The organism is Neobacillus terrae, assembly GCF_011393025.1.
In the GTDB taxonomy this organism is placed as follows: Bacteria; Bacillota; Bacilli; order Bacillales; family Cytobacillaceae; genus Neobacillus_A; species Neobacillus_A terrae.
This window is the reverse complement of sequence record NZ_JAAOEO010000006.1, coordinates 240,412-253,708: the sequence shown is the minus strand read 5'-3', so window position 1 is coordinate 253,708 and position 13,297 is coordinate 240,412. Positions and strand designations below refer to the sequence as shown.

The following is a 13,297-nucleotide window of genomic DNA, read 5'->3' as shown; positions in this document are numbered from 1 at the left end:
AATATGCTTCTTTGAATATCTTGTGAGGATCATGACCGATAGGTTATGATTCGAACAGCTCGGGGTCATAAGCCAACTCACTCCAGAAATCAGGACAAGGAACGCTTCGGAAGCTTCCGCATCGCACGAAGGAAAAGCTTTAGCTTTTCCGAGGATGACTGCGTGATTCGTCTTATGCCTGTCGGAGGCCTATAGGACAAGGAGAATTTTGGAAGGTTAAGCATCGCACGAAGAAAAGCGCAGCTTTTCGAGGACGTGGCGTTTTTAGCCTTTCATCATCTAAACAGGGCGCTTGCGCCTTTTGTTCTTAATCCAGTTTTCACCAATGGTTTCTTTTTCGTTTTTAAAGGGAATTTAGACATCAAGGAACAAAAAAAGGAAGTGGCAGGAATGAGTTTATCGGTGGCGAAGCATAAAGCCGAAGGAGCTGGCAGGGAAATGGCACCATGGATTTGCCGCTGTGGCCGCATCGGATATATGGCTCGGGGAGTTGTCTATGTATTAATTGGGATACTTGCTGTGATGTGGGCATTTGGCCTTGGTGGTAAAGCAACAGGTCCAAACGGAATGTTTAAATTTATAAAAGGAATACCTTTTGGAGAAGTGATACTTTGGGCTATTGGCATCGGATTAATAGGGTATATAATTTGGAAAGGAATACTAGCCATTGTTGATCCCGAAGATAAAGGACTTAAAGGAAAAGGTCTTATTGCAAGAATTGGATATCTTGTGAGTGCAATCATTAACTCAGCAATTGCTTATAATGCAATAAAAACAGCTATGCATTTAAGCAGCGGTGGAGAAGGTACTCAGAAATCTATTTCTGCAAAAGTGCTTTCAAAACCATTTGGTGAATGGGCAATAGGCATAGTGGGCTGCATCATAATTGGTTATGGAATATGGGAAATGTTCAGTGGATTTAAAGAAAAGTTTATGAAGGATTTTAAAATTTACAAAATGAATCCTCATGAAATAAAAATGACCAAAAAGGCTGGGAAAATTGGTCTTATCTCACGGGGTCTAGTCTTTGGTTTTATTGGTTATTTTTTTATTCTTACAGCCATTACGTCCAACCCGAGTCATACAAAAGGACTTGGAGGTGCACTATCCAAGCTCGCTCAGCAGCCATATGGACACTTTCTGCTCGGAATAGCAGGAACTGGCCTAATATTATTCGGCCTATATGGAATAATAAGAGGACGCTATCAATATATGACTTTATAAGAGGAGCCCTAGTGGCTCCTCTTTTTCTTAACGGAAAATATAGCAAACTTAAAAAATATGGTAAAATTAGCTAAGATACTTTCTAAAATTGCAGGAGGGTCTTGGTGAATTTTACCATAACTTTCTTTCCGGCGATTATATTTAGATTTTTGGGAAGAGAAAGAAACAGAATTGGATTAATTTATTACTTACAGGAATAAATTATTTGTCAGCTTTCTATTTAAAAAAAGAACTAGAGGATGAAAAAGAACAAATATAAGGAGAGTCAATAATGGAGAATATGGGAGTTAGATTAGCGCAAAAGCAGCTGGATGCTTATAATGCTCAAAACTTAGAAGAGTTTTTATCAGTATACAGTGAAGATGTACAAATAATGGAGTTTCCTTCAAACCGTGTGACTACAAACGGCCTTAAAGAAATGAGAGAAAGATACGGCAGGCTTTTTAAGGAAAACCCTAATAATCATGCTGAGCTTTTAGCAAGGATTGTAAAAGAGAACCATGTTATTGACCATGAATATGTAACTGGAAGGGCAAATGGAAAGGAAGCTAAGGCTGTAGCTATTTATGAAATTCAGGGAGATAAAATAGCGAAGGTATGGTTTCTTTAACTTAGATAAATAAAGAAAAAGTGGGGGAGAAAATGAGGAACTATTCTATTAAAAGATTAAATGAATGCTCAATTGATGAAATAGTGGATGTCTGGAATCGTGGATTTGAAGGTTACTTTGTTCCAATTAAGATGACTGCCGAAGCTTTTTTTCAAAGAGCAGTAAATGAAGGAATATCACTTGATAAATCAATAGTAGCCTTCGATGGCGACACATCTGCAGGAATCGTTTTAAATGGCTTCAGGACAGTTGGAGGCAAAAAAATTTCATGGAATGGCGGAACCGGGGTGGCAACAGAGTACAGAGGCACAGGAGTATCTAATTTCCTTATGGAGGAGATTTTAAAAATCCACAGTGAAGAGAATGTTGAAATGGCAACCCTTGAGGCAATAAAAGAAAATGAAAGGGCCATTCGCCTTTATCAGAAATATGGTTATGAAATAACAGACATACTTGTATATATCAACGGGAATTTGGAGCTAGGAAATGGACAGGAAATCCAGACAGTCAATATTAGGCCAGAGCAGCTTTCACAGTATTCCTTCTACAAAAGTAGTGAGCCATGGCAATGCCAATGGCAAAGTGTAAAACAAGGGGAAGCTCAGGTATATTATGATACCGCTCAAAATCCGTTAGGCTATTCCATATTTAAAAGAACATGGAAAGCTGATGGCGGGCTGGATAAAGTTTTTCTTTTTCAGGTGGAATTAATCGGAGAACCAATGGAAGAAACAATTCAATCTGTTTTGACAGCTATTGCAGGACAGCAGGATAGAGAACTAGTGAATTTCACTACCATTAATAACAGGGAATCGAGTCCTGTTGTAAAATACCTGTTAAGTAAAGGGTTTATGAAAACTGTCGAACAGGTAAAAATGGATCTGGTTATTGAAAGGCAATAATAATTAGGAGGCATATAAATTGAAAATCGCAGCAATAGTCGGCAGCAACAGAAAACATTCTTATAATAAAAAAATCGCTCTCTTTATCCAGGAAAGATATAAAGAAAAAGCAGAAATTGAAATTTTACCTATAGAAACACTTCCAATGTATTCGGAAGACGATGAATTAGCCCCGCCTTCACAGGTTACTGAAATTAAAGCAAAGATTAAAGCAGCCGATGCAATTTTAATTGCAACACCTGAATATAATCATTCCATACCAGGATTTTTGAAAAACGCATTAGATTGGTTTTCTCGTGTAGATAAGGTCTTAGTCGGAAAACCTGTCATGATCGTGGGTGCTTCTCCAGGAGTTCTTGGAACCGTGCGTGCTCAGGTACATCTTCGGCAGATTTTAAATTCGCCAGGAATGGGTGCCCTTACTTTGCCAGGAAACGAAGTATTTATTGGCGGTGTTAAAGAAAAACTCGATGAGTCAGGCAAGTTAACTCACGAACCAACTATTCAATTTTTAGATACAGTGATGATAAACTTCATGGAATGGATTAAGAAAACAAAATAACAAAAAAACCTGCAGAATTTCTGCAGGCTTTTTTGTTATTTTTTCCTCGTTATTTCCTGACTCTGAAATTCGAAGAGTATTAATGTAAGATGAGACATTGAACATATACTTGATTAAGCACCGGACGAAAGGGATGGGAATGCTTTTTCGCAGAAACGGGCTGGCAAGACTCCATAATATGGCTCGAGTGAGTAAGTTTGGCAGTTTGTCATCTGAAAGGGAGGCCTACCAGGAAGTTGCTACTTTAGCCATTCATCCTTATAACACATAGGGAAATGCTGGATAAACCCTTCCTTTAGGACAAAATCCCGTCGAACTCCGTTTACGCTCTTTTTACAAAAAATCAAAGTCAGGGCCTATTTATTATGTGGCATAGCTTTCGGAAGCTTTTTAAAGAAAAAATGAGGATTTCATATATTTCGCCGTTTACAATTGGTGTTCACAAATCAGACACAATCATGGTGTACTCACTTTTGTTGAATACGGACCCCCACTTTCTTGAGAGTTGAAAGTGAAAAAAAGAAAGAGGTATTAATTTTGAATTTAAATACAATTAAATATTCTTGGTTTGGAAATATTAAAGGGGATATTTTATCAGGTATTGTTGTTGCTCTTGCATTGATCCCTGAGGCTATTGCATTTTCTATCATCGCAGGAGTAGATCCATTGGAACATTTGATTGGTCATGCTTAAAGTCTTTTAAAAAGGTTCCGGTTACTGATACTATCGTTATGTCCGTAACTGTCATTAGTAGTAAAAACTAGTAACTTATCTTAAGGTGTATTATTTGGGGTTATCTTAAGTGCCTTATTTTTTGCAGCAAAAATTTCAAAAGTGAAGTAACCAGTCTATCGGCAAAAGGTTCTCACAAAAAGGTCTATCACGTAACAGGTCAGCTCTTTTTCGCCTCAGTAACAGAATTTGTAAACAGCTTTGACTTCAAGGAAGACATAAAAGAGGTAGAGATTGATTTATCCAATGCACACCTTTGGGATGATTCTGCTGTTGGTGCTATTGATAAAGTGGTTATTAAGTACCACCAAAACGCTGTAAAAGTGACTTTGAAAGGGTTAAATACTGAAAGCAATAAACTTATGAATAAAATTGGAATTCATTACAAGCCAGGCGGACTGGAAAAGGTTTCCGGACACTAAGGAATGAAAAAAGGGTGCATTACTGCATCCTTTTTAATTTTATGGAAAATATTTTTCTATTTCCTTTGGTAATACAGCTGTGTCATTAGGAAACCAATAATAACTTTTCCCATCAAATTGTAAATTAAAATTATATGCTATTGGTTCTCCCGTATAAAAAATGACCTGAAAAGAAGTTGGATCGCTGCTCTGCGTGTGCGGTGTGTAATTTGGATGCGGCACCCCTTCGTTTAGAAGTTCGATAAAAGTTTTTATATCCTTACTAAGTGTTAGTTTATTAATTTGTTGATTACGGTTCTTAATATTTGATTGATATATTTCAACCCTTTGAACCTTTTCAAATGGCAAATTGGAAAACTGCCAAATCTCCTCTTTCTCACTGTCACAATAAATTCTATATCCGTTAATATCCCAAGGCGACTTAACAGCAATTAAGTTTGGCTTACCCTTAATAGAATAAATTTCTGTCCCTTTCTTAAGAAAGGCTGCATCTCCATCCTTTGTTCGATAATACGGGTCTGAAATATTGTCAGCAACTTTGAATCTAACTTGGCCAATTTTATTTCCTAAATAAACCTTATCAGAAAGAGTTCCATTAAAGATACCAACATATTCTTTTCCATCCCATTTAATAAAATCAACCCAGTCAATAATCGCGTAATTGTTGAGTAATGGTTGAAAAGGATTGCATCCGGACAATAAAAAAAAGAGCAATATTGGTCCCCACAATAATTTCCTCATAATTTCACCGCCTTTTTCTAATAGACGCAAAAGTTGTTAAAAAGTTCCATTAGAAAAAAGAAGACCCATACTATAGTTCCTGTGAAGAATGCTCTTCTCCTGTATCTACTTCCTCAATTTCAAGATCAGCTTCAAGCATTTGGGTAGCAAATTTATTTAAAGGTTCGTTTTCCTCTAATCCATAACTAAAAGAATCGTTTATATCTTTTTCCTCTAAGGAGGCCATAATTCCATCTATATCATTGTGATCACCAGCTATTGAACCGAACCCCTGGCTATGCTTTTTGTTGCTTACAAATCCGGTCGGAAGATTATTCCCCAGGTTTACACAGGAGGCACCTTCGACAGTTCCGATGGAAATGGTACCAATAAAAAAGGAGGGGGAGAACTTTTTCACACAAACACCCTTTCCTTAATCAATTGTATAAGCTACTTGCTTTTCATTTATCTTTACTTGAATATCATTTCTTTTATCGGTTTTTTCTTGCTTTGCTGTCTTCTTTTTTGGATGAACCACAGGGGAGAAGGTATTACCGAGGTTTAACATACCGCTTAATTCGTTTATATCTAGTTTATCCAGATGAAAAGCCAGCTCTTCAAGATTTACTTCATTAAGGTGAAGGTCCTTTATATCCACGTTTACAATAATTGGAGGGGATTGTTTCTCCTGTAACGTTTTTTCGAGCATACTGATTTTCCGATAAATTTCCTCGATTTTTATTACTAAATCTTCCTGATCCATAAGGTTCAATCCTTTTTACCTTTTTTTCTCTAAGCTTGCTGAGTTTTTGCTTATATTATTTTTGCTTCCAGTAATTCTTCCAAATCCTTCGTTTATTACTGAATCGCTCTTCCTGCCTTTTTGAACATTCGTTCCCACAAAAAAACCTGATGATTCCCTCAGACTGAGAATATTAATTGACATATACTTAATCGAAGTCATTTTCCTTCTCCTTTTTTAATCTTTCGGAATAGAGACAATTAGTATTCCTTTTGCAAATTCAGCTGTCAGCTTGTCCAGTCTGTACTCATGTGTAAGGGGAATTTCTCTTTTAAAAGGACCATAAAAACGTTCACTTACTATACTTTGCATAATGTCAGGTGAGAAGGAATTATGAATTACTCCTTCTACAATTAGTGTAGTTTTCTCCAATCTTAACGAAAAATCTTTCCGATCTGCTCCAGCTAGGTCCAGAGTTACATAAAAATGATTTTCTGTTTTAAATACATCCAGCCTGGGCTCGACAAAAGGTGCAATCTCGTAAAGAATTCCGGAAAGTCCTGGTCCCAGAACCCTTTTTATGTGAGGGTGTAGATGAGGCTTTACCACTCAAATCCCTCCAAAAATTATATTTTCCCTTATTTCACTCTATGTGCTTTTTGAGGGAGACATGCCAAAAGGGTATATAAAAGACTCTTAAATTTTAAACCGGCATGGCTTAAATTAAAGAGCCTGTGTTTGAATACTCGGTGATGGGTTCTGACTGTTAATAAGGCCGTCTAAAACATCTGTATCATTTACCAGTGCCCCATTACCCACATTTAAAACATTGCCTGCAAAAAAGCCAATACCATTATTGACTTTCCGGTGAGCAGCCCAGCCTGGAAGCTGGTTTTCTCCGACAGAGATGGCGGCGTTAGTATTAACAGAATTTACATTTATAGCCCCAAGTGTAAATGCAATTGGCAACTTCCTTCAGCTCCTTTCTAGCCGTGCTCATTTATAGGGGTGTCAATGATATCGTTATCTAAAATAACAGATGAGTTCTGTGTATTTTGAATGGCACCAGCAAACCTTCCTTGCCCAGCGTTTCGTTTACTGTGGGCGCTCCAGCCGTTAAGATCATTTTCACCGACAGAAACTGCTGCACCTGAATCTAAAACATTTATATTAATCTCCGTAACATTAATCTCATTTCCATGGTTGTCATTTACCCGTTCGATAATAATTTCAGGACAGTTATCAATCGGAGTATCAACAAAATCATTATCAACAACATAACTGGAGTTTTGAGAAACGATAGAATTACTGGCCGTTCCAAAGCCGTAATTATTTTTCCTATGGGATGACCAATTATGGGCAAAATTCGTTCCGATAAAAATACCAGAGGAAGTATCAATTGTGTTTACTGAAACTTGATTTAAATTGACCTGGCTAATTATGGGTTTATTTTTCAAGATTTCCAGCCCTTTTCAAACATGCTATCAATACATTAATTTATGATAATTAGAGAAAAGTGTTCTTTCCTCTAAAAACTGGTGCCTTTAAAAAAGGTACCATTTTCCAATAAGGCCGTGTTAGAATTAATTATCTAAATATTAAAAAAAGGAGAATGACATGAATTTTCCTGTTTATATCTTTGAAATACATCCTCATTTTCTGCTTGAGTCCCTTTCATACTTTATTGGTTTTAGGGTGTACCTATATACAAGAAATCAGGAAAGGATTCCTAAAGACAAAGCGATGTGGGTAGTGGTAGGGGCAATTTTTGGAGCAGCTTTTGGTTCAAAATTTGTATACTGGCTGGAGGACCCTGTAAAAACCCTGCAAAATTGGAATAACATATTATACCTGATGAAAGGCAAAACCATCGTAGGTGGCTTGCTGGGAGGATTGATTGGGGTTGAAACGGCCAAAAAGATTATTGGCTGGAGCCGCTCCACTGGTGATGATTTTGTACTGCCGATTGCTGTTGGAATGATGATTGGAAGGATTGGCTGCTTTTTAACCGGACTTGATGACCATACATATGGAACAGTAACAAACTGGATAACAGGAATTAATTTTGGCGACGGGGTATATAGGCATCCCACTCAACTTTATGAAATTGGATTTCTATTCATTTTTATAATCTTTCTTCTTTCTATAAAAAAACGAAATAAAGTTCGTTGGGAAGGTTATCTCTTTCAGCTATTTATGATTGGTTATCTGACATTCCGGCTGCTGATTGATTTTATAAAACCCACGCCGCATCCCTATCTTCACTTAAATAATATCCAGGTTGCGAGCATTGCCGGTATTCTTTATTACTTTTTCCTTATATGGAAAAAGCACAGTCAAATTGATAACGAAGATATATTTATAAAAGGGGAGATTAGGAATGCCGAATAGGCCATATACCTATTATGACTTAACAATTAGCATTTGTTCTAAGTGTTTAAGGAAAGTGGAAGCTAAAATTATTTTTGAAAATGAAAATGTTTATATGGTTAAAACCTGCATGCAGCATGGAAGAGAAAAAGTTTTAATTTCAACGGATATTGAGTATTACAAGCTCTGCAGGAATTTCATTAAGCCATCCGAAATGCCCTATCGCTGGAATACACCGATTAAATACGGCTGTCCATATGACTGCGGTTTATGTCCCGACCATGAGCAGCACAGCTGCCTTAGTCTTCTCGAAATAACAGAGCGATGTAACCTTAAATGCCCTATTTGCTATGCTGAATCATCTCCAAACAAAGGTACCTTTCGCTCTCTGGAACATATTCAATTTATGTTAAACAGTATCGTCGAAAACGAAAAAGAGCCGGATATAATCCAGATTAGTGGAGGAGAACCAACGATTCACCCGAAATTTTTTGAAATACTTGATATGGTGAAAGCTACTCCAACAAAGCATATTATGGTGAATACAAATGGGCTGAGAATTGCTAATGACAAAGAGTTTGCCAAAAAACTAGCGTCCTATAAACCGGGATTTGAAATTTACCTCCAGTTCGACAGCTTTGAAAAGGAAACACTGGAAGAGCTCCGCGGAGTCGATTTAAGGGATATTAGGAAAAAAGCGATTGACCATTTAAACGAATTTAATATATCTACTACACTTGTAGTTACCCTAAAGAAGGGGCTCAATGACAGTGAGGTAGGAAGGATCATTCAGTATGGGCTTCAGCAAAAATGCGTAAGGGGAGTTACCTTCCAGCCAATTCAGAGTGCCGGACGTCTTGAGGAATTCAATCCCGAAACTGACCGGCTTACATTAAGCGAGGTCCGGCAGATGATTATCGACCAGTCGTCTGGAGTGTTCGGAGAAAAAGATATGGTTCCGGTACCTTGCCACCCGGATTCACTAGCTATGGGATATGCATTCAAACAGAATGGCAAGGTTACTCCATTAACAGGGATGATCGATAAAAACATTCTGTTGGAAGGAGAGAGGAACACGATTGTGTTTGAACATGACGAAAATATCCGCAACATGATTTTTAAGCTGTTTTCACTTAATCACTCTCCCCAATCGTCCGCCATGACACTGAAGGATTTATTGTGCTGTCTGCCGAAAATTACTTTGCCAGGAAAAATTGGTTACGACAATGTGTTTAGGGTGATTATTATGCAATTTCAGGATGCCCTTAACTTTGATGTCCGTTCCGTCAAAAAGTCTTGTGTCCATATTGCCCATCCAGATGGAAGAATCATACCTTTTGATACTTATAATTTATTTTATCGGGATGAAAAAGAAGAAGAGTTGAAGAAGATAAGAGAAGAGGTTGTTCTTCAGAGGTAAAGCTGGAAAGGGGGATTCTTATGAGCAGTCAAAGTAATAATCCTGATAAAAAAAATGAAGGTAACATTGGTGCTGGCATAGCAATGGGTATATTAATATATATCCTTACAGTACCCGTGGTTTTATCATTCACATCGCTTTGGCTCTTGATAATAGCTCCTTTAATTCATATTGGAGCTATAATCTACTTCTTCGCAAAAGGAAGGAGGTATACAGGAATAGGGCTGCTTTTAATCGCAGGTTTTGCCCTTTTGCTTGTAGCAGCCTGTTATGGATGGGTCTTTACAATGAATCTATAGGTCTTTCAAAAATCCTTGTTAAGCACAAGGATTTTTCTTTTTTTTGAAAATTTATCTTTAGAGTTCCTAAATATTAATAGTATAATATAACGATGTAAACCCAATATGGAAATTTTTTAAAAACAGGAGCGTGAGTGGTATTTTGCCTCAAAAAAGTAGTTCTTTTCTTGGATCGCCTTCCTTCGCGAAATACTGGTTCTCGCGAATCTTTGCATCTACTGCTTTTCAAATGCTTTCTTTGGCTATTGGCTGGGAGATGTATAATCTAACCCATGATGCCTTCAGCCTCGGTTTTGTCGGTCTTGCCCAGTTCCTGCCAATGGTCCTGCTTACGTTTGTCGTAGGACATGTCGCCGATCGCTTTGACCGCAGACGAATTGTTTACCTGTGTCAGTTTATTGAAGGCGGTATAGCCATTTTTCTTTTGGTGGGCAACATAAATGGCTCGTTGAGCAGGGAATTAATTTTGCTGGCAGCTGCAATTCTGGGTGCATGCCGTGCTTTTGAAGGTCCGGCAGCCTCGGCATTATTGCCGCAGCTTGTTCCAAAGGATATACTTCAAAAAGCAATTTCCTGGATTACTTCAGCAGGACAAACAGCCCAAATCCTTGGTCCATCACTCGGCGGATTACTATTTTCTCTGAAACCAGAGTCTGTCTACATAATAGCAGCAATAGCGCTGCTGATCTCCGGGGTACTCACATATTTAATACCAAAGGTAATAATTGAACGGAAATCTGAGCCGGTTTCATTGCGGTCGGTTTTTTTAGGACTGGTGTTTGTCTATCGCCATAAGGTAATTTTAGGAACTATATCACTCGATCTATTTGCAGTGCTTCTTGGCGGGGCAACAGCGCTTTTACCGATTTTTGCACAGGACATTCTTCACACCGGAGCCTGGGGATTGGGTTTAATGCGGACTGCTCCAGCTGTGGGTGCCTTATTGATGTCTGTAGTTTTGGCGTACTATCCACTCAAAAAGGCATTTGGACCAACACTATTTGGAGCACTGGCTGTTTTTGGATTGGCGACAATGCTCTTTGCAGTTTCAAAAAACATATATCTCTCCATGTTGGCTTTGCTTTTAATAGGGGCTTCCGACGTAATCAGCGTGGTAATCCGATCATCCCTTGTTCAACTGCAAACACCTAATGAAATGCTCGGCCGTGTGAATGCAGTAAACTCTTTGTTTATTGGGACTTCCAATCAGCTAGGTGAATTTGAATCTGGCATGCTTGCCGGATTTATGGGTGCTGTACCAGCTGCATTTATTGGAGGTCTTGGAACATTAGCCGTTGCCGGATTATGGATGTATTTATTTCCCTCATTAAGAAGGCTAAGATCACTTTCCGAAAGTTAGTGATGCCGATAATAATTAGCAAAAAGAGCAGACAGCTGTCTGCTCTTTTTTAAGAAACCTTATTACTTTCAATGTATGTTTCCAAAGCTGGATGGAATTCTTTTTGAAAATGCCCTTCTGGACATGATTTAATGATTACTGATTTAAATATATTTGATTGTTTAGTATCCAAGACTTTGTTTGCATTTAGGACAACGCTCTATAAACAGATTCTTAAAGAAACTCATATATCATTTTCCTAACCCATTAAATCCTATAGATATGCTAAGTATTATACAACGAATATAAAAGAATACAATAAAAACATCTCATTAAAAAGTGTTAATCATCAGGAAGGAAAATTTAAAGTATTTTATTCAACTACCTTCTAAATTGATTTTTATAAAAAATCATAAGCGACAAGTAATGGATGAGGTGCTAAAGTCGCCACTTCCTGTGGCCCCATTTTGCGCAGCCGAACTGACAAGCCTCCTCGCCCGTATCTCTCTGTGGGAGCTTGACAGCATGTTTTCCTCCATAACATTGAAATAGTAACCTCTTATATACACTGCGGAGGAAATGCGAATGAATTTTCGAGTAGTGTCGCAGGTCTCTTACATCAGCATCATCGTAACTGCGTCTAATAAATAAAAAATGCCGTTCCAGACTATAGCCCGAAACAGCACTTCTTATCAGTTTATTATTTATTTTTCTATTTCAGCTATCTTAACAAGGGACTTTCCTAGATTAGCTCCTTTAAAAAGATCAAGGAAAGCATCTATTGTATGGTCAAAACCCTCAGTAATGGTTTCTTCATACTTAAGCTTGCCTTCATTTAACCAGCCCGCAAGCGCCTTAATTCCTTCTCCAAATCTGGACGAATAGTTTCCAACGGTAAAGCCCTGCATAAGTGAACTTGTCTTAATCAGATAGGATTGAACACGCGGTCCTACATCTTCGATTTCATTATTGTATGATGAAATAGCACCACAAACGGGAATTCTTGCAAAATGATTTAATAAAGGGAAAACAGCATCGGCTACCTTTCCGCCAACGTTTTCAAAATAAACATCAATACCATTTGGACATGCTTCCTGAAGAGCAGTTCCTACATCCTGGGTCCTGTAATTAATTGCTTCATCAAACCCTAACTCATTCTTAAGGTAATTAATCTTATCTTCAGAACCAGCAATACCTACTACTCGGCAGCCTTTCAGTTTAGCAATTTGCCCAACAGTTGAACCTACAGCACCGGCAGCACCAGAGACAACAACCGTTTCACCTTCTTTAGGCTTCCCAATATCCAATAAACCGAAATAAGCAGTAAGACCAGTCATACCCAAAACACTTAAATAGGCAGAAACAGGGGCCAGATTAGGGTCCAGCTTACGAACAGATTTCTCACTTGCAACCGAGTATTCCTGCCACCCTAATGAACCAAGTACCATATCTCCTTTTTTAAAAAGGTCTGATCGGGATTCGACAACCTGGCCTATAACGCCGCTTGAAATTACTTCATTCAATTGAAAAGGAGGAATATAAGATTTTCCTTCATTCATCCGGCCACGCAGGTAAGGATCAACTGAAATATAAACCGTTTTTATTAGGATCTCTCCTTTAGAAGGCTCTCCAATAGGCACCTCTAAAACCTCAAAATTATCATATGTAGGAGTACCCGTTGGTCTTTTTTTAAGATTAATTTGTTTTGGCAAGTTTTATCATCCCTTCCATAAGTTGTGTTCAATCTTAATATACCTAAAGGAAGAGGATATTAAAAATTTAAAGCATCCTAAAAGTTAAGTAGTTTTAAAAATTAAAAACAATCGAAATAGTGACCAAGGCAATCAATTATGTGCGGCTGAAGTCGTAAATAAAATTAAAAAACATCTTTAATTACTAGTGAAACACATATAATATACTTCTCGTTTAAAGACAAGGTTATCAGAGATGACTTG

At 37.8% G+C, this 13,297-nt stretch carries 18 protein-coding genes; 10 read left to right on the top strand and 8 right to left on the bottom strand.

From position 1 onward, the window contains the following. Nucleotides 1–390: 390 nt before the first annotated feature. The 6 genes from G8761_RS11470 to G8761_RS27835 all read left to right on the top strand — a co-directional run bounded on the left by G8761_RS11470 (nt 391) and on the right by G8761_RS27835 (nt 4,452). On the top strand, nt 391–1,224 hold the full coding sequence (locus G8761_RS11470) for a DUF1206 domain-containing protein (RefSeq protein ID WP_166026698.1): 834 nt from the start codon (nt 391–393) through the stop codon (nt 1,222–1,224). Nucleotides 1,225–1,495: 271 nt separating this feature from the next. Next, nucleotides 1,496–1,834 carry a nuclear transport factor 2 family protein gene (locus G8761_RS11465; protein ID WP_243449987.1) on the top strand — a complete coding sequence of 113 codons (339 nt, stop codon included), beginning with the start codon at nt 1,496–1,498 and terminating at the stop codon, nt 1,832–1,834. A gap of 32 nt (nt 1,835–1,866) precedes the next feature. Then, nucleotides 1,867–2,736, top strand: coding sequence for a GNAT family N-acetyltransferase (locus tag G8761_RS11460; protein ID WP_166026697.1), 870 nt, complete (start codon nt 1,867–1,869; stop codon nt 2,734–2,736). Between the two features lie 19 nt (nt 2,737–2,755). Further along, nucleotides 2,756–3,298 carry an NADPH-dependent FMN reductase gene (locus G8761_RS11455; protein WP_166026695.1) on the top strand — a complete coding sequence of 181 codons (543 nt, stop codon included), beginning with the start codon at nt 2,756–2,758 and terminating at the stop codon, nt 3,296–3,298. A 537-nt stretch (nt 3,299–3,835) separates the two neighbouring features. Continuing rightward, nucleotides 3,836–3,991: a SulP family inorganic anion transporter gene (locus G8761_RS11450; protein ID WP_243449986.1), complete on the top strand. Its 156-nt coding sequence runs from the start codon at nt 3,836–3,838 to the stop codon at nt 3,989–3,991. A gap of 77 nt (nt 3,992–4,068) precedes the next feature. Then, entirely contained in the window at nt 4,069–4,452 is a 384-nt protein-coding gene (locus G8761_RS27835; protein ID WP_338000945.1) for an STAS domain-containing protein, read from the top strand. Nucleotides 4,453–4,491: 39 nt separating this feature from the next. On the opposite strand, the gene G8761_RS11440 is transcribed toward G8761_RS27835, so the two are convergent. The 7 genes from G8761_RS11440 to G8761_RS11410 all read right to left on the bottom strand — a co-directional run bounded on the left by G8761_RS11440 (nt 4,492) and on the right by G8761_RS11410 (nt 7,371). Further along, nucleotides 4,492–5,193 (bottom strand): hypothetical protein, encoded by a 702-nt coding sequence (locus G8761_RS11440; RefSeq protein ID WP_166026693.1) that lies wholly within the window; start codon nt 5,191–5,193, stop codon nt 4,492–4,494. Nucleotides 5,194–5,263: 70 nt separating this feature from the next. Then, entirely contained in the window at nt 5,264–5,590 is a 327-nt protein-coding gene (locus G8761_RS11435) for a hypothetical protein (RefSeq protein ID WP_243449985.1), read from the bottom strand. A gap of 15 nt (nt 5,591–5,605) precedes the next feature. Then, entirely contained in the window at nt 5,606–5,935 is a 330-nt protein-coding gene (locus G8761_RS11430) for a hypothetical protein (protein WP_166026691.1), read from the bottom strand. 15 nt (nt 5,936–5,950) lie between these two features. Next, on the bottom strand, nt 5,951–6,136 hold the full coding sequence (locus tag G8761_RS11425) for a hypothetical protein (protein ID WP_166026689.1): 186 nt from the start codon (nt 6,134–6,136) through the stop codon (nt 5,951–5,953). Between the two features lie 15 nt (nt 6,137–6,151). Further along, complete coding sequence (locus tag G8761_RS27155) at nt 6,152–6,523, bottom strand: Hsp20 family protein (protein WP_166026687.1); 372 nt, start codon at nt 6,521–6,523, stop codon at nt 6,152–6,154. 114 nt (nt 6,524–6,637) lie between these two features. Beyond that, nucleotides 6,638–6,883, bottom strand: coding sequence for a hypothetical protein (locus G8761_RS11415; protein ID WP_166026686.1), 246 nt, complete (start codon nt 6,881–6,883; stop codon nt 6,638–6,640). A 17-nt stretch (nt 6,884–6,900) separates the two neighbouring features. After that, nucleotides 6,901–7,371: a hypothetical protein gene (locus G8761_RS11410; protein ID WP_166026684.1), complete on the bottom strand. Its 471-nt coding sequence runs from the start codon at nt 7,369–7,371 to the stop codon at nt 6,901–6,903. 160 nt (nt 7,372–7,531) lie between these two features. Here G8761_RS11410 and G8761_RS11405 point away from each other — a divergent pair, with 160 nt between their 5' ends. The 4 genes from G8761_RS11405 (at nt 7,532) to G8761_RS11390 (ending at nt 11,363) form a co-directional block, all read left to right on the top strand. Continuing rightward, a complete protein-coding gene (locus G8761_RS11405) occupies nt 7,532–8,305 on the top strand; it encodes a prolipoprotein diacylglyceryl transferase (RefSeq protein ID WP_166026682.1) in 774 nt (257 codons plus the stop codon). Continuing rightward, nucleotides 8,295–9,704: a radical SAM protein gene (locus tag G8761_RS11400; RefSeq protein WP_166026681.1), complete on the top strand. Its 1,410-nt coding sequence runs from the start codon at nt 8,295–8,297 to the stop codon at nt 9,702–9,704. The genes G8761_RS11405 and G8761_RS11400 overlap by 11 nt, the downstream gene beginning before the upstream one ends. 20 nt (nt 9,705–9,724) lie before the next feature. Next, nucleotides 9,725–10,003 (top strand): hypothetical protein, encoded by a 279-nt coding sequence (locus tag G8761_RS11395; RefSeq protein ID WP_166026679.1) that lies wholly within the window; start codon nt 9,725–9,727, stop codon nt 10,001–10,003. Nucleotides 10,004–10,133: 130 nt separating this feature from the next. Continuing rightward, the gene (locus G8761_RS11390) at nt 10,134–11,363 is read left to right on the top strand and encodes an MFS transporter (protein WP_207789186.1); all 1,230 of its coding nucleotides are present in this window, start codon (nt 10,134–10,136) and stop codon (nt 11,361–11,363) included. A gap of 683 nt (nt 11,364–12,046) precedes the next feature. On the opposite strand, the gene G8761_RS11385 is transcribed toward G8761_RS11390, so the two are convergent. Continuing rightward, a complete protein-coding gene (locus G8761_RS11385; protein WP_166026677.1) occupies nt 12,047–13,054 on the bottom strand; it encodes an NADP-dependent oxidoreductase in 1,008 nt (335 codons plus the stop codon). Between the last annotated feature and the right edge of the window lie 243 nt (nt 13,055–13,297).

Coding starts and splice junctions, on each gene's coding strand:
- G8761_RS11470 (WP_166026698.1), top strand. CDS start 391: ATGAGTTTATCGGTGGCGAAGCATAAAGCCGAAGGAGCTGGCAGGGAA.
- G8761_RS11465 (WP_243449987.1), top strand. CDS start 1,496: ATGGAGAATATGGGAGTTAGATTAGCGCAAAAGCAGCTGGATGCTTAT.
- G8761_RS11460 (WP_166026697.1), top strand. CDS start 1,867: ATGAGGAACTATTCTATTAAAAGATTAAATGAATGCTCAATTGATGAA.
- G8761_RS11440 (WP_166026693.1), bottom strand. CDS start 5,193: ATGAGGAAATTATTGTGGGGACCAATATTGCTCTTTTTTTTATTGTCC.
- G8761_RS11430 (WP_166026691.1), bottom strand. CDS start 5,935: ATGGATCAGGAAGATTTAGTAATAAAAATCGAGGAAATTTATCGGAAA.
- G8761_RS11425 (WP_166026689.1), bottom strand. CDS start 6,136: ATGACTTCGATTAAGTATATGTCAATTAATATTCTCAGTCTGAGGGAA.
- G8761_RS11405 (WP_166026682.1), top strand. CDS start 7,532: ATGAATTTTCCTGTTTATATCTTTGAAATACATCCTCATTTTCTGCTT.
- G8761_RS11400 (WP_166026681.1), top strand. CDS start 8,295: ATGCCGAATAGGCCATATACCTATTATGACTTAACAATTAGCATTTGT.
- G8761_RS11395 (WP_166026679.1), top strand. CDS start 9,725: ATGAGCAGTCAAAGTAATAATCCTGATAAAAAAAATGAAGGTAACATT.